General features: G+C 44.1%; 16 protein-coding genes. 8 read left to right on the forward strand and 8 right to left on the reverse strand.

Annotation, left to right across the window (positions count from 1 at the left end; translation table 11 throughout):
- The first annotated feature begins 38 nt into the window (after positions 1–38).
- The gene (gene pdxA, locus GVN16_RS00075; RefSeq protein ID WP_166561791.1) at positions 39–1,118 is read left to right on the forward strand and encodes a 4-hydroxythreonine-4-phosphate dehydrogenase PdxA; all 1,080 of its coding nucleotides are present in this window, start codon (positions 39–41) and stop codon (positions 1,116–1,118) included.
- On the opposite strand, the gene GVN16_RS00080 is transcribed toward pdxA, so the two are convergent.
- A complete protein-coding gene (locus GVN16_RS00080; protein WP_166561792.1) occupies positions 1,115–1,954 on the reverse strand; it encodes a tyrosine-type recombinase/integrase in 840 nt (279 codons plus the stop codon). The genes pdxA and GVN16_RS00080 overlap by 4 nt on opposite strands.
- Before the next feature lie 88 nt (positions 1,955–2,042).
- Here GVN16_RS00080 and GVN16_RS00085 point away from each other — a divergent pair, with 88 nt between their 5' ends.
- Both GVN16_RS00085 and GVN16_RS00090 read left to right on the forward strand, forming a co-directional pair.
- Positions 2,043–3,440 carry a sodium:solute symporter family protein gene (locus tag GVN16_RS00085; RefSeq protein ID WP_166561793.1) on the forward strand — a complete coding sequence of 466 codons (1,398 nt, stop codon included), beginning with the start codon at positions 2,043–2,045 and terminating at the stop codon, positions 3,438–3,440.
- Positions 3,415–3,834 carry a DUF1801 domain-containing protein gene (locus GVN16_RS00090; protein WP_166561794.1) on the forward strand — a complete coding sequence of 140 codons (420 nt, stop codon included), beginning with the start codon at positions 3,415–3,417 and terminating at the stop codon, positions 3,832–3,834. The genes GVN16_RS00085 and GVN16_RS00090 overlap by 26 nt, the downstream gene beginning before the upstream one ends.
- Here the strand turns inward: GVN16_RS00090 and GVN16_RS00095 are convergent.
- Both GVN16_RS00095 and GVN16_RS00100 read right to left on the reverse strand, forming a co-directional pair.
- A complete protein-coding gene (locus GVN16_RS00095; protein ID WP_166561795.1) occupies positions 3,831–5,048 on the reverse strand; it encodes an NAD(P)/FAD-dependent oxidoreductase in 1,218 nt (405 codons plus the stop codon). The two genes, GVN16_RS00090 and GVN16_RS00095, sit on opposite strands and share 4 nt — an antisense overlap.
- Positions 5,041–5,550: a hypothetical protein gene (locus tag GVN16_RS00100; protein ID WP_166561796.1), complete on the reverse strand. Its 510-nt coding sequence runs from the start codon at positions 5,548–5,550 to the stop codon at positions 5,041–5,043. The genes GVN16_RS00095 and GVN16_RS00100 overlap by 8 nt, the downstream gene beginning before the upstream one ends.
- A 53-nt stretch (positions 5,551–5,603) precedes the next feature.
- Here GVN16_RS00100 and GVN16_RS00105 point away from each other — a divergent pair, with 53 nt between their 5' ends.
- From GVN16_RS00105 to GVN16_RS00115, 3 genes are read left to right on the forward strand one after another with little or no spacing between them, the layout of a single operon-like run.
- Positions 5,604–7,730, forward strand: a complete 2,127-nt coding sequence (locus GVN16_RS00105; protein ID WP_166561797.1) for a Tex family protein — start codon at positions 5,604–5,606, stop codon at positions 7,728–7,730.
- A 3-nt stretch (positions 7,731–7,733) separates the two neighbouring features.
- Positions 7,734–9,155 (forward strand): L-serine ammonia-lyase, encoded by a 1,422-nt coding sequence (locus GVN16_RS00110; RefSeq protein WP_166561798.1) that lies wholly within the window; start codon positions 7,734–7,736, stop codon positions 9,153–9,155.
- A gap of 39 nt (positions 9,156–9,194) precedes the next feature.
- Positions 9,195–9,911 carry a glucosamine-6-phosphate deaminase gene (locus GVN16_RS00115; RefSeq protein WP_166561799.1) on the forward strand — a complete coding sequence of 239 codons (717 nt, stop codon included), beginning with the start codon at positions 9,195–9,197 and terminating at the stop codon, positions 9,909–9,911.
- On the opposite strand, the gene GVN16_RS00120 is transcribed toward GVN16_RS00115, so the two are convergent.
- Positions 9,908–11,188 carry an Hsp70 family protein gene (locus GVN16_RS00120; protein WP_166561800.1) on the reverse strand — a complete coding sequence of 427 codons (1,281 nt, stop codon included), beginning with the start codon at positions 11,186–11,188 and terminating at the stop codon, positions 9,908–9,910. The two genes, GVN16_RS00115 and GVN16_RS00120, sit on opposite strands and share 4 nt — an antisense overlap.
- 100 nt (positions 11,189–11,288) lie before the next feature.
- On the opposite strand from GVN16_RS00120, the gene GVN16_RS00125 reads away from it, so the two are divergent.
- A complete protein-coding gene (locus GVN16_RS00125; RefSeq protein WP_166561801.1) occupies positions 11,289–11,693 on the forward strand; it encodes a hypothetical protein in 405 nt (134 codons plus the stop codon).
- On the opposite strand, the gene GVN16_RS00130 is transcribed toward GVN16_RS00125, so the two are convergent.
- Positions 11,683–12,207 (reverse strand): NUDIX hydrolase, encoded by a 525-nt coding sequence (locus GVN16_RS00130; protein WP_166561802.1) that lies wholly within the window; start codon positions 12,205–12,207, stop codon positions 11,683–11,685. The two genes, GVN16_RS00125 and GVN16_RS00130, sit on opposite strands and share 11 nt — an antisense overlap.
- Before the next feature lie 28 nt (positions 12,208–12,235).
- Between GVN16_RS00130 and GVN16_RS00135 the strand changes: the two genes are divergently transcribed.
- Positions 12,236–13,069 carry a DUF2911 domain-containing protein gene (locus GVN16_RS00135; protein ID WP_166561803.1) on the forward strand — a complete coding sequence of 278 codons (834 nt, stop codon included), beginning with the start codon at positions 12,236–12,238 and terminating at the stop codon, positions 13,067–13,069.
- A gap of 6 nt (positions 13,070–13,075) precedes the next feature.
- On the opposite strand, the gene GVN16_RS00140 is transcribed toward GVN16_RS00135, so the two are convergent.
- From GVN16_RS00140 to fumC, 3 genes are all read right to left on the reverse strand, one after another.
- Entirely contained in the window at positions 13,076–14,110 is a 1,035-nt protein-coding gene (locus GVN16_RS00140; protein ID WP_166561804.1) for a hypothetical protein, read from the reverse strand.
- Between the two features lie 73 nt (positions 14,111–14,183).
- Positions 14,184–14,483 carry a hypothetical protein gene (locus GVN16_RS00145; protein WP_166561805.1) on the reverse strand — a complete coding sequence of 100 codons (300 nt, stop codon included), beginning with the start codon at positions 14,481–14,483 and terminating at the stop codon, positions 14,184–14,186.
- Positions 14,484–14,662: 179 nt separating this feature from the next.
- Positions 14,663–16,060 carry a class II fumarate hydratase gene (fumC, locus tag GVN16_RS00150; protein ID WP_166561806.1) on the reverse strand — a complete coding sequence of 466 codons (1,398 nt, stop codon included), beginning with the start codon at positions 16,058–16,060 and terminating at the stop codon, positions 14,663–14,665.
- Positions 16,061–16,093 lie beyond the last annotated feature (33 nt).

Raw genomic sequence — 16,093 nt, forward strand, 5'->3', positions numbered from 1 at the left:
TTTCTTAAATTTGAACAAAAATACGATTATTAGCTCTTATGGAAAACGAATATTTACCAAATATAGGTATTAGTATAGGTGACATCAACGGAATCGGACCCGAGGTTATATTAAAAGCATTGCACACCGGAAGGATAAACAAGATCTGTAACCCGATTATTTACGGTTCCGGCAAGCACCTCAGTAAATACAAACACCTGGTAGATATGCGTGACTGGCAATACGTCAACATCCCGCACGCCAAACAGGCCAATTCAAAACAAGTCAGCCTGATCAACTGCCTTAAAGGCGAGTTTTTCGAGCTGAACCCGGGAAAAATAGACCCGAAAGCTGGTCAGCTGGCCTTTGAATCCCTTAAAAGGGCTGCAGAAGACCTTAAAAAAGGTGAAATCGATGCTTTGGTAACGGCCCCTCTGTCAAAAGACAATACTCAAGGCCCTGAATTTAACTTCCCGGGTCATACAGAATACCTCGCCCACGTGTTTGAGAAAAAAGACGTGCTGATGTTTATGGTCAGCGAACAGCTCAAAATGGGTGTCGTCACCGGCCACATTCCGCTGGAAGAAGTCAAAAGGAAACTGAGCAAGGAAGGCATCATCAGAAAGACCATGATGATCATTGATTCGCTTAAAAACGACTTCTGGATACAAAAACCAAAGGTAGCCATCCTTGGCCTTAATCCTCACGCCGGTGAAAACGGCCTGTTGGGCAAGGAAGAAAACGAGATCATCAATCCGGCCATCAATGAGATGAAGAAGAAGGGTAACCTGGTTTTCGGACCGTTCCCTACCGATGGTTTCTTTGCCACCAACCAGTGGAAACAATATGATGCAGTCCTGGCCATGTATCATGACCAGGGACTTACACCTTTTAAAATGCTGGCTTTTGAGACAGGCGTTAACTTCACAGTCGGGCTACCGGGTGTACGTACTTCACCTGATCACGGCACTGCTTTTGACATTGCCGGAAAGAACATTGCTGACCCTACTTCTATGTTACATGCCATTTACACGGCCATAGATATCGCAAAGACCCGCAAAGAAAGTATTGAGCTTGACAAGAGGTCTCTGAAACATCAGAAAATAGATATTGACAGCCTTAAAAAGGAAAAGAATTAATCCTGTTCGAGGGTTATATTTTCCAGCGGGCTTCTCAGCTTCTCCACTTTAATTTTCGTCAGCTGATTATAAAATGAGGTGGTTTGTAAAAACCGGTGTCCGAGTATTTCCTGCAACAAGTGAATGTCCAGTCCCATTTCAAGGCTGTGCACGGCAAAACTGTGTCTCAGCGTGTTAATGGTGGCATCTTTCTGAATCCCCGCTTCGTTGAGGGCTTTCTGGAAAAACAACTGAATATTTCTTGCCGTGTAATTTTTACCGTTGGCACCGGGGAAGAGAATAGTTTCAGGCTTGTATTTTTGAAGGTATTTATCAATAAATACGATCAGGTTGGGGGCAAGACGCAAAATCCGTAATTGACGTGTTTCTTCATCGACAATGTTCAGCGTATGATTTTTCATGTCCAGGTCGCTGATTTTCATCTGAATCACTTCGCTGATTTTCAGGCCCGAGTTATAGATCAGCATCAGTAAAACCTTATGTTTGAGATTTTTTGTGCTTGAAAACAAGACATTGATCTCATCCTGGGACAGAATGTCAGGGCTTTTCTCTTTTTTGAGTTCGCCGCTGGCCTTGATAGTAAGTTTTCTGCTGAAAATGACCTCGTAGAAGAGCTTAATGGCTTTACCAGCCTGGATAACATCGTTTTTATTGCCTTTCTTTTCAGATAATTCGACTAAATAGTTGGCAATTAACTCATCTGTTATTTTACTTTGTGGTAAATCGCGAAAATGATTGTAGAAAACGAAAATTGCATTTCGATACGCAGAAATTGTCATGGTATTATACTTACCCTTTTTAAGAATTTCAGTAAAGCGTTCGATCAGGTGAGTCACTCTTTTGGTAGTTTATAGTTAGTTTATCTATTAATAGGAATTCAAAAATATCAATTTTTCCTCAAAAATTAAGCATAAAAAGCCATTCATGTTAATTTTTTTTATAATCCTGTATCTTGCCGTTACCATATTGATCGGGTGGTATGCATCGCGTTTTGTTAAAAATTCACAGGATTTTGTCCTTGCAGGAAGGAAAATGCCCACTTTTGTGGTGGCTTCTGGCTTATTTGCCACATGGTTCGGTTCAGAAACGGTCATGGGGGCCTCTTCTGAATTTTTAGAACACGGTGTGCTCGGCATCATAGAAGACCCGTTCGGGGCCGCTTTATGCCTCTTGCTGATCGGCTTGTTTTTTGCCAGACCGCTGTACAAACTCAACATTTATACGTTCAGTGATTATTTCGGGCAGCGGTTTGATAAACGCGTAGAGCTGGTTTCTGCCATGTTTCTGATCCCTTCCTACTTCAGCTGGATTGCCGCCCAGCTGGTGGCCCTGGCCATCATTCTTCAGGCCATTGCGGGCATCTCGTTCTTCTGGGGCATCATAATCTGTGCCCTAGTCGTACTTTTTTATACTTATGTGGGTGGTATGTGGTCTATATCCATTACCGATACCCTCCAGACCTTCATGATCATCGTCGGGATGAGTGTGCTGGCGGTTGATCTTTACATCAATGCCGGCGGGTGGTCAACCATAGAACAGAAAGTGCCTGATGATTTCTTCAGGTTTGTTCCCAAACAGAACACCGGCCGGGAATGGTTGGCTTATTTTGCGGCCTGGATCACCATAGGCCTGGGGTCTATTCCACAGCAGGATGTATTTCAGAGGGTTTTGTCTGCCAAGTCTGAAAGGGTGGCTGTGAGGGGTTCTATCATCTCCTCTTTTATGTATCTTTCTGTAGCCATGCTGCCGCTTATTATTGTTTTATGTGGCTCAATCCTGTATCCTTCGGTTAAGGCTCACAACAACCAGATGTCCATTCCCAACCTTGTCCTGATGCATACCGGCATCTGGATGCAGATCTTGTTTTTCGGGGCTCTTTTATCGGCTATTTTGAGTACCTGCAGTGCGGCTATCTTAGCTCCTGCTACCGTAGCAGCAGAAAATATTATTCGTCCCTTATATGGCGATAAGATAAAAGACGAAACATTGTTGAAGATCATGCGTTATTCTACCGTGGCAGTGACGCTTGTGGCCGTAGCCCTGTCTTTTAACAAGTCGGATATCTACGAGCTCGTAGGTGAAGCATCGTCTCTGAGCCTGGTAGCCTTGTTTGTTCCCTTGTTTTCGGGCATCTACTGGAAAAGAAGCAACTCAATCGGGGCTGTTTTGTCCATGGTGCTCGGCACTTCGGTGTGGGTTGCCTGTTTATGGATAGAAACCGCCATTTCCCCGATGCTTTGGGGCTTTTTTGCCAGCATATCAGGGATGCTTTTCGGAACATTTATCTTTAAAGCAGATGTCAAAAAAATACCTGTCGGTTGAGGAGTTCATCATTTCCCAATCCCGTGAATACATCGGATTGCTCAAAGCCATCGACAAGGTGGTGGCTGTGGCACATACTGAGATGAAGTCTCGGATTTCATTCAATACGCCCTTTTACTATTGTTTCGACCTTCTGGCCTATTTTGGTAAGATCGATAAAAAAGGGGTTGATTTTGCGTTTGCTAAAGGCATTCTGATTGAAGATGAGTCCGGAATACTGGAATCAAAGGGTAGAAAGCTGGTTAAAAGCATCACTTTTGAGGATTTGAATGATTTTATGGCTAAAGAAGAGCTGTTCCTGGAAATACTGCAGAAAGCCATCATGATCAACGAAAATGCAGACAGCCCGTCATTCAGGGAAATGATATTCAAACCCCGCAGTAAAGCAGATTAAACAACCGATTGGGCAATGTGCCAGCCACCGGTCCACGCTGCCTGGAAATTAAAACCGCCCGTTACCGCATCTATGTTCAGAACTTCCCCGGCAAAGTACAGTCCAGTGTGCTTTTTGGACGCAAATGACTTATTATCAACCTGTTCAAGGTCAATGCCCCCTGCAGTAACGAATTCTTCCTTGAAAGTGCTTTTACCATTGACTTCAAATTCCATTTCAGTCAAAAGACCCGCCAGAACAGCTATGTGCTTCTTTCCGGTTTCTGCAAATTTCTGAAATTCCTTGATCTCAGCCTGGTCACAGATAAATTTCCAAAACCGTTGCGTGAGCTCAAAGGGCGGATGGGCATTGACGTTTTTCTTCGGAAAGCTATTGATCATCGCCCTCAGTTCTTCCATGACCTTGTCTTTTGAGATTTTACCCAGCCAGTTGACCTTGATTTTGAATTTATAATCCCGTTGGTTCAGTTCAATAGCGGCTTTGGCTGATAATTTAAGTATGGCAGGCCCGGATAAGCCCCAATGGGTGATCAAACCGGGCCCTTCGGACTGCAACGTTGAATCCTGAAGCTGAACAGCCATATGCGGAAAGCTGATGCCCGGTAAAGCCGTGACAGGATGCTGCGGAATATTGAAAGTAAACAAAGAAGGCACCGGCGGAACGATGTCCAGGTTTAATTCAGCCAGGCTATCCCAGATTCTCTTGTCACTACCTGAGGTAATTGCCAGATTTCGGGCGAATAAACTCTCATTGTCTTGCATATCGAGTCTCCAAAGGTCATTTTGCTGACTGAATTTCTCAACCCTCTTCTGGGTGATCACTTCAATTTTGAGTCTTTTGACTTCTGCAATAAAACAATCGATGATGGTTTGGGAAGAGTCGGTGTCAGGAAACATCCTGCCGTCCTGTTCAGTCTTGATTTTTACGCCACGCTCGCGGAACCAGCTTATCGTGTGCCTAGGATTGAAGTTTTGAAAGGGTTCCTGTAAAAAAAAATTACCGCGAGGGTAATTTTCAAGTAGTTTTTTGACCTCAAAACAGGAGTGGGTGACATTACATCGCCCACCTCCTGATACTTTAACTTTTTGTAAAACCTCCCTGTTTTTTTCTATGATGGCTATTTTGAACCCCGGATTTTTAACCGCTGTGTTGATTGCTGTAAAAAAGCCCGCAGCCCCGCCTCCTATAATTAACAGATCGAATTTTTTATTCATTTTTTACGTATTTCTTAATCATTTCCTCTCTCTTCGCTCTGAGGATTTTGGTCAGACCTTCGATTCCGGCCACATCTTTACCGAATTCATAAGTCACTTTATCTTTAATATCACCTTTCTGAAGTACTTCTATCCATTCAGCACCACCGTCTGCACAGTCAGGGCAACCGTATACTTCGTTCAGGGCAGTAAATTTACTCAGATTAATTTCTTTTTCAATGGCCTGCAGATCAGAAGCTGATAATTTGTCGGTGTATTTGGTCTCGATCGGATCTTTGTGGGCAACTCCGGTGCGGCCTACACGCTCTATCACAAGCAGCTCTACGGCACTTCCTTTAATAGTTATCTCTTTATAACACTTTCCTATACAAAAACCGAAACTTTCACCCGATTTCAGGGTAATGTCGTTCAAAATGGCAGGGGTGGCCTCATCAGAGCTTGATTCACAATTGCTTAGGAGGATTGTTGAAAATAATGCAAAGAATAAAGTGACTTTTTTCATATTTATTTTGATTTTTGCATATAGGATTCAAATTAAATTCAAAAAGTTGGAATATGACTACAAAACAGCTGCAAATAATCAGCCAATTACTGAATGTCCATGAAAGAAGTGTCATCAACACGATAAAACTAATAGAAGAAGGGGCCACAGTTCCGTTTATCTCAAGATACAGAAAGGAAGCCACAGGCAGCATGGACGAGGTCCAGGTGGCAGAAATAAAGCTACAATACGACAAGTTTACAGAGGCGGACAAAAGACGTGACGCCATCATTAAATCAATAGAAGAGCAGGGTAAAATGACACCGGAATTGTTGAAAAAGATCAACGATGCCGTTTACATCAATGAATTGGAAGATTTGTACCTGCCTTACAAACAAAAAAGGAAAACCAAAGCTTCTATCGCCATTGAAAAAGGCCTGGAACCCCTGGCTAAGATCATTTTTGCCCAGGCTGAAAGAAATATAGAGCAAGTGGCCGGTAAATACCTGAACGACCAGGTCAAAGACATTGAAGACGCCCTTGCCGGTGCCCGTGACATCATGGCCGAGTGGATCAACGAAGATATTGACGCCAGAAACAAGGTCAGGAGGATTTTTGACCGGGAATCGGTGCTGACTTCAAAACTCAAAAAAGGAAAAGAGGAAGAAGGCATCAAGTATAAGGATTATTACGATTTTGCCCAGGAACTCTCCAGGATTCCTTCTCACCGTCTGTTGGCGATCCGTCGTGGTGAAGAAGAAGGTTTTTTAAAGGTTTCCATTGACATTGATAACGACAAGGCGGCTGATGCCCTTGAAAGGCAATATCTGAAAGGTTTCGGAGAGCCGAAGGCTCAGGTAGAAATGGCGATCCAGGACTCACTTAAAAGGTTGCTGGTGCCCAGTATTGAAACCGAATACGACAATAAATCGAAGGAAAAAGCGGATAAAGAGGCCGTTTTGATCTTTTCAACTAACCTCAGACAATTACTCCTTTCCGCTCCGCTGGGACAAAAACGCATCCTGGCTATAGATCCCGGTTTCAGAACGGGTTGCAAGACCGTCGTTTTGAATGAACTGGGAGATTTGCTTTACGATACCGTCATTTACCCGATGGACAAGAAAGTGGAAGCCGAAGCGAGGGTCAGAAAACTGATAGAAGATTATAAAATTGAGGCTGTTGCCATCGGTAACGGCACAGCCGGAAGAGAGACCGAGAGTTTTGTCAAGGCACTGATCAAAAACACGCCGTCGATTTCCAAGGTACTGGTATTCTCAGTTTCTGAGCAGGGGGCTTCTATTTATTCTGCCTCACCTGTCGCCAGGGAAGAGTTTCCGGATAAGGATGTGACCGTCAGGGGAGCGATTTCTATCGGAAGGCGTTTAAAAGATCCTCTGGCTGAACTGGTGAAAATTGATCCTAAATCAATCGGTGTAGGGCAATATCAGCACGATGTCAATCCCAAGTTCCTGAAAGAAAGCCTTGACGGCGTGGTGGAGAGCTGCGTAAACCAGGTGGGCGTTGAGCTTAACACTGCGAGCAAGCACCTGCTGGGGTACGTATCCGGATTAGGGCCCACGCTGGCTCAGAATATTGTGGACTACAGGACCGCTAACGGTAAGTTCTCGACCAGGGATGAATTGAAAAAGGTACCGAGACTGGGTGGAAAAGCGTTTGAGCAGGCCGCGGGCTTCCTCAGGATACACGGAGCTAAGAATCCGCTGGACAATTCGGCCGTGCACCCGGAAAGCTACCATATAGTGACCAAAATGGCTAAAGATGCTGGAGTTACCATTTCACAATTGATTGAAAATGAATCATTAAGAAAATCTATTGACCTTAAAAAGTATGTTTCTGCAGATATCGGATTGCCGACTTTGACGGATATTATCCAGGAGCTGGCCAAACCGGGCCGTGACCCGCGTGCCCAGCTCGAAGTTTTCGAATTTGGTAATGTGCACGACATTCAGGACCTTCGTGAAGGAATGGTCTTGCCGGGTATTGTGACCAATATTACCGCATTTGGCTGTTTTGTAGACATTGGGGTGCACCAGGATGGCCTCGTGCATGTATCTCAGATGGCCAACAGATTTATCAAAGACCCGAATGAGGTGGTGAAAGTACACCAGAAAGTGCAGGTAAAAGTAACAGAAGTGGACGCTAAACGGAAAAGGATTGCCCTGAGTATGAAAGATATTTAAGCCATGGATTCAATCAGCGTATTTGAAATCATCAAGGTGGGAATAGGCCCGTCCAGTTCCCATACCATGGGCCCCTGGAATGCGGCAGAGTATTTTATCGATTATCTGAAGGAAAACGGGGTATTTGGGCAGTTAAAAGCTGTTCAGGTGCATTTGTTCGGTTCTCTGGCCAAAACCGGTATGGGCCATGGAACGGATCTGGCTGTGGTGATGGGCCTGGCCGGGGAAAATTTCAGGAAAATCGACACCCGGCTCATCCCAGATAAGCTGGCTAAAATCAAAAACGACAAAGTGATCAGTGCCGGCGGAAGCCTGGCTATTGGTTTTGACTTTGAAAAGGATATTGTTTTTCACTTTAAAGAATCCCTTCCTTTTCATCCCAATGGCATCCGGTTTACCGGGACGCTAAGTAATGGTGAAGAGATAAGCAGGGAGTATTTTTCGGTAGGCGGCGGTTTTGTCATTACCGAAGGCGAGACAGACTCCAGGATCAAAAAGATTGTCTGCCCCTACCCTTGTCATTCGGCCCTGACGATCGTCGATTATTGCAGAAAGATGAATCTGAGCGTGTCGGAGCTGATCATGCTGAATGAAAAAGCCTGGCGTACAGAAGAAGAAGTAAAACAGGCGGCCCTCAATATTTTCAGAGAAATTAAGGAGGCCATTTTCAGGGGAATCAACACGCCGGGTATTTTACCGGGCGGGTTGAATGTCAAAAGAAGATCCGCTGAACTCAACAAAAAACTGCTGGGAGAGCAGACTTTTACCGACCTGAACGACTGGATTGCCAAAGTCAGATCAGTTGCTCCCTCATTTTCCAATGTCAATAAGTGGGTTTCCTGCTTTGCACTTGCTGTGAATGAGGAAAATGCTGCTTTCGGCCGTATCATCACCGCTCCTACCAACGGAGCCTCAGGTGTTTTGCCTGCGGTGATGATGTATGCGTACCTCTTTACAGAAGATTTTACGGAAGAAAAAGCCATCAGGTTTATTCTTACCGCCGGAGAGCTGGGTACTTTATTCAAGAAAAACGCCACAATTTCAGCCGCCATGGGCGGCTGTCAGGCAGAAGTGGGTGTTTCGTCTGCGATGTCGGCCGGGGCTTTGGTTGAGATCCTCGGCGGTACGCCTGAGCAGGTCCTGATGGCCGCAGAAATTGCCATGGAGCATCATTTAGGTCTGACCTGTGACCCTATCGGTGGTCTGGTGCAGATTCCATGTATAGAAAGGAATTCGATGGGTGCTATCAAGGCGATAACAGCGGCCAATATAGCCATAGAAAGTGACCCTTCAGACGCCAAAGTATCGCTGGATGCGGTGATCAAAAGCATGTGGGAAACGGCCCTCGACATGAATAATAAATACAAAGAAACCTCTGAAGGAGGCCTGGCCGTCAATGTTCCTGTGAATGTGGCCGAATGTTAACCGTAATACAAATTCCTTAAAATTATAACCGAATTACCTATGCAGATCGAAACTTTCGAAAATCCGGAAGCCCTGGCTCTCCACACCGCTCAATACATCATAGACCTGGTGAGAAACAAACCGGACGCAACACTTATCCTGACTTCAGGAGACACCCCGGTACATACTTACAAACTGATCACGCAGATGGCGGAGCCTGGTTTATTTGACAAGACTACCATTGTGGGGCTTGACGAATGGGTGGGTATTCCTCCCACCAGTGAGGGCAGTTGCCGGTATATTGTAGAAGAAAACCTTTTAAAACCGCTGAACGTCAACCCTGAGGTTTATACCTTCTTTGACGGTTTGTCGGATGATCTGCAGTCGGAGTGTAAACGGATTGATAAAATATTGCTGGACAAAGGCGGTGCTGATTTTATGATCGTGGGTATCGGTCTGAACGGCCATATTGGCTTGAATGAACCCGGAACACCCTTTGATTTGTATTGTCATGTATCTCAGCTGGCCGATATTACGGTTTCTGTGGGACAGAAATACTTTAAAGAAAATACCGCTCTGACCCAGGGCATCACGGTAGGTTTAAAGCACCTGATGGAAGCCAAAACGGCCGTTATTATAGCTTCAGGAGCCAGAAAAGCCGGGATACTAAAACGTACTGTTGAAGAAAAACCTGATCCGGAGTTACCATCTACGATATTTCAGTTGCACGCTGACGGCCGCATCTGGGCTGACGAGGCTGCTGCAGCCCTTATTTAAGCCGTTTCAGGTTTCATGAATACCAGCGAACTGTATGCGAGTCCGGTGGCCACACTGTAAAAGTTGTCGCCGGACTTTATTTTTTCCTGTCCGAAGTGTCTGATAAACATATTTTTAAGCGGTCTTACCTGCGAGGTACCCCCTGTCATAAAGACCACATCTACCTGGTTTTTGTCAATATTGTTTTCCTGCAGAAATGTTTCCAGGTAGGCTTCTATGCTGCCCAGGTTTTTATGTATAATTTCCGTTTCAAAATCAGCCAGGTCTATTTTTTCTGACAATTCAATTTCATTCCTGTTAAACTCGAAAAGTGACGAATCTTTTTCGGTCAGTTCAATCTTCACCCTTTCAATTTCCTTAAACAAGACATAGCCCAGATTGTCGGCAATCAGCGTCTGGAGGTTTTTCACCCGCACATCATTTCCCGAAAGAAAATATGACTTGGCAATGTTCGTTTTCATCCTGAGAGAATCGAGGAAGTTCATTTTTTCCCATGAACAGATGCTGGTGAAATAGGTCAGAGGCAGATCCAGCCATTTTCCCATGCTGAATTGTTCTTTGACACCCCTGCCGAAATGCGGTGTCCCTTTGCTCCACATGATATCTGACTCAAAGCTGTCACCACCGATATAAATACCTCCCTGGGCAATCATATCTCCTTTTCGGTCGGTATTATTAACGGCTTCCGGATTGAGTTTCATCAGGGAGAAATCAGAAGTACCGCCACCAAAGTCGGCCACTAATACGATTTCTTCTTTAGCAATCTGTCTTTCATAGGCAAAAGCCGCTCCTACCGGCTCCATCTGGAAGTAGAAAGTTTCAAAACCGGCCAGTCTGGCGGCTTTGGAGAGTCTTTCCTGGGCCAGCTTATCCTTTTCTTCGACCACATCAAAAACAACAGGACGGCCGAAAATAGCCCTGTCGATGGTCTCTCCCAGAAACTCATCCGCCTGCTTTTTCAGATGAAGGAGGATTAATGCCACAAGGTCCTCAGCTTTGTATCTTTTATTGCCTATTTTTGTGTCTATGAAACTCTTGTTCGGAAGTACTTTTTTGATGGATTTAAGAAAACGCCCTTTCATCCTGCTTTGTACATATTCCTGTATGGCCTGTTCGCCTACAAAAAAGGTCTCAAAGACACTGCGGTTCTGAATTTCAGGAAAAAACAAAAGAGAAGGGGTTGAAAACAGTTTGATGACTTTGTTGCTTTCCTGATCAAATATGGCCAAAGCTGAGTTAGTGGTTCCGAAATCAATACCGTAGATATATTTGCTCATAAAATTACTTTCTTTTTAATCGATCACTCTGAATCATTATCCCGGGATGTGGGTTTTCTAAACGGGGTGCAAAAGTAGTCAAACAAATTGAAAGCTTAAAATGAAAATAAAAAGGAAATCGATAATTATTCTCGTCATTGTTGTTGCAGGAATCTTAATCATATGGAATACTTTCTCTATCGGGGGTATTGAAGACCTGAAGGGCGATTTCAAAGAAACGGCTTTTTACCGCAACGAAAACAATACCGGGCCCATCAGAAGAATTTATGCGGTGACCCTCTCAGACACCCTCTGGGACCAGATGGAGAAATACGGAGATTTTATGCCGCATACCAAATATGGCAACACAAAAGTCTATTTTTTCAGGAATACCCAGCCTTTTCCAACCACTATTCTGCCTGAGGCCCCCAATTTCGGTAAAGGTTTTGAAGAATTCTGCATAGGGGTTTATGAAAAAGAAAGCATGGGCAATGTCACTTTCGAAAAGTACCCTTTCAAAAAGTAAGCTTCCTGATCATCCTCAGAATGGATTCTTCGGTCGTATAATTTTCGATATCCCGGACGTTGATCCAGCGGACAGCATTGGTTTCATGATTTTGCTCCGGAGACTGGTCTGAGCTGGCTTCAAACAAATACCTGACGTCGTAATGAAGGTGTTCCGGCACGCCTTTATGTTCCGGGATACGGTGAATATCCACATCAAAAACCGGGGCTTCATTAACCGATATTGCCAGGCCGGTTTCTTCCTGCACTTCTGTCAGGGCCACTTCCAGCGTATCCGGATTACCATCACAATGCCCGCCGGGTTGGAGCCACCTGCCGAGCTTTTTATGATGAAGAAGAAGCACTTTCTGGTGAACAGGGTCAACCACCAGGGCCGAAGCCGTCACATGACCTGTCAGCAGCGACCGTTCAAAGCAGTTTTCGTACGTTGAAATAAATGACAGGAAATCAGTGTGCATCTTTGTTTCATTTCCCTCAGTTGGGTGGTAACTTTGCAGCTTCTTCAATAATTCCATGGTGTCTGTTGACTTAAAAATATAATGTATGAGAAAATTCAGCCTTGTCCTGATTTTAATGGGTTTGTCGGGCTCACTTTTTGCCCAGGTTATTCCACAGCCAAGTCCGGGTGCGAATATCTCACAAACGGTCGGAATTACCAAAATTAACGTGGAATACTCACGCCCTGGTGTCAAAGGCAGAAAGGTGTTCGGAGACCTGGTCAAATTCGGGAAAGTCTGGAGAACCGGGGCCAATGCAGCGACCAAAATAAGCATCAGCAACGACATCACCGTAAATGGTATGCCCCTCAAAGCAGGTAAATATGCCATCATGAGTATTCCAGAGTCTCAATCCTGGACCCTGATCTTTTCGAAAGAGCTCAATATCAATGAAGAAAATTATACGGAAGATTACGATGTGTTGAGGGTGGTGTCCAAAGTTATTCCTGCCGAACAAACTGAATCGTTTTCTATAGATTTCTCGGATATTTCAGAAGACAAAGCCAGGATGAATTTTAGCTGGGAGAAAACAAGGGTTTCGGTCGATATCGCCGTCAACAACCGCTCAGCCCTGGCCCTGGAAGTGGAATCAAGAAATGATGAAGCAGCTGCCGTTTTCCAGCAGGGAGCGGAATACCTGGTGAATAAAGACATAGACCTGAACTATGCCCTGGAACTGATCGACAAATCGATTCTGCTTAAGGAAACATTCAGAAACAACTGGGTGAAATCAAGAATTCTTGAAAAAACAGGCAAAAAGGAAGAGGCGTTGAAACTGCTGATCAAGGCAAAAGACATGGGCGATCTTGATCCTGTATATCAATTCTACAAGGAAATCATCGAAGCAAGTATTCAAAAATTAAGTCCGAAATCAAAATAACCGGTATTACTCCCAGACTGCGATGCCGTTGGGTTTATTCCCCGTCGCTATCCGTTTGATCTCTTTTTTAGTTTCTGCGTTGATGACAATCGCCGTATTCCCAAACTGATTGATCAGAATCGCTTTTGAAAACTGATCACTGAAAGCAATCATGTGAGGGCCGTTTGAAGAAGCAAAAGTGGCCGTTTTCTCCCATTTGTCTGCCCCTTTCTTAAAGATATAAACATTGTCGTCGGATTTTGAGCAAACCCATATTTCCAGGGTTTTGGGATTATAGACCATAAAACCCGGTGTAAAATCAAAATCAATAAAATCAACGGCCTTCAGTGCGTTTAAATCTACAATATTCAGTGTTTTGCGAATAGAATTCTCCACAAAGATGCTGTTATCGAGTCCCGGCCATACATTACCCGGATTGGGATCTACCTTAATTTCTTTGATGATGGTTTTGGCTGCAATATCGATAACGGTCACAAAACTGCTTTCTCCGCAAGACACCACCGCATACTTTTCGTCTTTGGAAAAAATAATCTCAGAAGGGTCGGCATCCACTACAATCTGATTTTTCAGGCTGCCGGTTTCAATATCATACACATACACCCTGCCTGAATGGCTCATGCCCGCTGTCCAGATTTCCTTTTCGTCCGGCGAAATGATCGCATTATGATTGGCCTGAGGAACTTCTATTTCTACTTTCACTTTTCCGTCAGAGGTATTCAGAACGATGACTTTCCCGGGTACACTCATGTGGTGCATGCCGTCATGCCCTTTCGAAAAATCAAAGTAGGGCAAGGCAATAGACACATATTTGCGGGATTTGGAGAAGTATATGTGATGTGAGAAAGTGTTTCCATCTGTTTTTAACCATATTTTATCTTTTATTTTCAGGCTGTTCAGATCCAGTACATCTATATTATTATCCCCCCCGTTGATGATCACGGCAGAATTGGGTTCAATTGAAGAAGATCTGGAAGGCGATTTGGTTTTACAGGATACAGAAAGTAAAACGAACGGTAAGATAAATGAAAGCCTGGAAAACATAATGAGAAGGGATTAAAATAAAAAACGTTACCTTTTAGTAAAGATAACGTTCTGAATGTCGTATTTATTAATCTTAAAAAAACAAACTTCTGATGACTTGAAAAACAGTTTTGGTGATAGTAATCGTAATCTCTTTGAAAAAGGTACCTACTGACTGAGCAATACTCTTTTGGTCAATGGCTTTCTCTTCGGATTGGGCTGCCTCATTTAGCTTCTCTGAAATAAAAGCTTGTGATTCAGCTGTTTGTGTTTGACGTAAAGTCTGTCTTTGACTAATTTCTTTCTTTGCCACATTGTTATTTTCACCAATTCCGAATCCGGAAGAGAAGAAAAATGTGAAAAGAATACCTGAAATAATAAATAATTTTTTCATAAAAAATAATTTAGACCATAAAGATAGGAAGCGAACGCGAAGTTTCCAAATTATATTTACTTGATCCCAGGTGACCAGGAGTTACAGAAATGACTGACAGGCAGATAAATACAAAAAACCTGCAGGTAAATACGGCCGTACTCATCTGCAGGTTTTTAACAGGAATTTCGGAAGTTTGATCAGATATCCCCTACCATCTCCTCAGGTTTTACCCAGGCATCGAACTCTTCAGCCGTAAGATAACCCAACTGAATGGCGGTTTCTTTCAGCGTCGATCCGTTTTTGTGAGCAGTCTGAGCTATTTCTGCTGATTTATAATATCCTATTTTAGTATTTAGAGCTGTTACAAGCATCAGTGAGTTGTTCAGGTGCACTTTGATATTTTCATGCAAAGGCTCAATCCCAACCGCACATTTGTCATTAAACGACACACAAACGTCTCCGATCAGACGGGCTGAATGAAGGAAGTTGTAAATCATCATCGGTTTAAAGACGTTCAGTTCAAAATGACCGTTGGCACCGCCGATGTTGATGGCCACATCATTACCCAAAACCTGTGCTGCCGCCATGGTCATGGCCTCACATTGTGTAGGGTTTACTTTTCCCGGCATGATGGATGAACCCGGCTCATTATCCGGAATAAATATCTCACCGATACCCGATCTTGGTCCTGAAGACAGCATTCTGATGTCATTCCCGATCTTCATCAGGCTGACAGCCACTGTTTTCAATGCTCCGTGGGCTTCAACGATAGCATCGTGGGCCGCCAGGGCCTCAAATTTATTTTCAGCCGTAACAAACGGCAAACCTGTCAGGTCAGCAATGTGTTTGGCTACGTTTACGGCATATCCTTTGGGTGTATTGATACCTGTTCCTACGGCTGTTCCGCCCAAGGCCAACTCAGAAAGGTGTTCCAGTGTGTTTTTGATGGCTTTCAGACCGTGGTTCAGCTGGGAAACATATCCTGAAAACTCCTGACCTAAGGTAAGCGGAGTGGCATCCATAAAGTGGGTCCTGCCTATTTTCACCACTTTCATAAAAGCCTTGGCTTTCTGATCCAGGGTATCTCTTAATTTCTCGATACCGGGAATGGTCTTTTCAATCAATATCTGGTAAGCGGCAATGTGCATCGCCGTTGGGAAAGTGTCATTGGATGACTGCGACTTATTCACGTCATCATTAGGATGAAGGAATTTCTGTTTGTCGCTCAGTTCACCGCCTTTTAATACGTGCCCCCTGTAAGCAATCACCTCATTGCTGTTCATGTTGGATTGTGTACCTGAACCGGTCTGCCATACCACCAAAGGAAACTGATCTGCCAGCTTACCTTCAAGGATTTCATCACAAACCACACCGATTAATTTTGCTTTTTCTTCATCCAGCACACCAGCATCGAAATTGGCCAGTGCTGCTGCCTTTTTTAGATACGCAAACGCCCTGATGATTTCCTTGGGCATTTTGTTGATATCTTCAGCGATTTTGAAGTTTTCGATCGAACGCTGGGTTTGGGCTCCCCAATACACATGGGCAGGTACCTGTACCTCTCCCATCGTATCCTTTTCTATTCTATATTCCATGATTGAATCAATTGATTGATAAGTATGAGTTGC

The organism is Emticicia sp. CRIBPO, assembly GCF_009905725.1.
Lineage (GTDB): Bacteria > Bacteroidota > Bacteroidia > Cytophagales > Spirosomataceae > Leadbetterella.

Coding starts and splice junctions, on each gene's coding strand:
- pdxA (WP_166561791.1), top strand. CDS start 39: ATGGAAAACGAATATTTACCAAATATAGGTATTAGTATAGGTGACATC.
- GVN16_RS00085 (WP_166561793.1), top strand. CDS start 2,043: ATGTTAATTTTTTTTATAATCCTGTATCTTGCCGTTACCATATTGATC.
- GVN16_RS00090 (WP_166561794.1), top strand. CDS start 3,415: ATGTCAAAAAAATACCTGTCGGTTGAGGAGTTCATCATTTCCCAATCC.
- GVN16_RS00095 (WP_166561795.1), bottom strand. CDS start 5,048: ATGAATAAAAAATTCGATCTGTTAATTATAGGAGGCGGGGCTGCGGGC.
- GVN16_RS00100 (WP_166561796.1), bottom strand. CDS start 5,550: ATGAAAAAAGTCACTTTATTCTTTGCATTATTTTCAACAATCCTCCTA.
- GVN16_RS00105 (WP_166561797.1), top strand. CDS start 5,604: ATGACTACAAAACAGCTGCAAATAATCAGCCAATTACTGAATGTCCAT.
- GVN16_RS00110 (WP_166561798.1), top strand. CDS start 7,734: ATGGATTCAATCAGCGTATTTGAAATCATCAAGGTGGGAATAGGCCCG.
- GVN16_RS00115 (WP_166561799.1), top strand. CDS start 9,195: ATGCAGATCGAAACTTTCGAAAATCCGGAAGCCCTGGCTCTCCACACC.
- GVN16_RS00120 (WP_166561800.1), bottom strand. CDS start 11,188: ATGAGCAAATATATCTACGGTATTGATTTCGGAACCACTAACTCAGCT.
- GVN16_RS00125 (WP_166561801.1), top strand. CDS start 11,289: ATGAAAATAAAAAGGAAATCGATAATTATTCTCGTCATTGTTGTTGCA.
- GVN16_RS00130 (WP_166561802.1), bottom strand. CDS start 12,207: ATGGAATTATTGAAGAAGCTGCAAAGTTACCACCCAACTGAGGGAAAT.
- GVN16_RS00135 (WP_166561803.1), top strand. CDS start 12,236: ATGAGAAAATTCAGCCTTGTCCTGATTTTAATGGGTTTGTCGGGCTCA.
- GVN16_RS00140 (WP_166561804.1), bottom strand. CDS start 14,110: ATGTTTTCCAGGCTTTCATTTATCTTACCGTTCGTTTTACTTTCTGTA.
- GVN16_RS00145 (WP_166561805.1), bottom strand. CDS start 14,483: ATGAAAAAATTATTTATTATTTCAGGTATTCTTTTCACATTTTTCTTC.
- fumC (WP_166561806.1), bottom strand. CDS start 16,060: ATGGAATATAGAATAGAAAAGGATACGATGGGAGAGGTACAGGTACCT.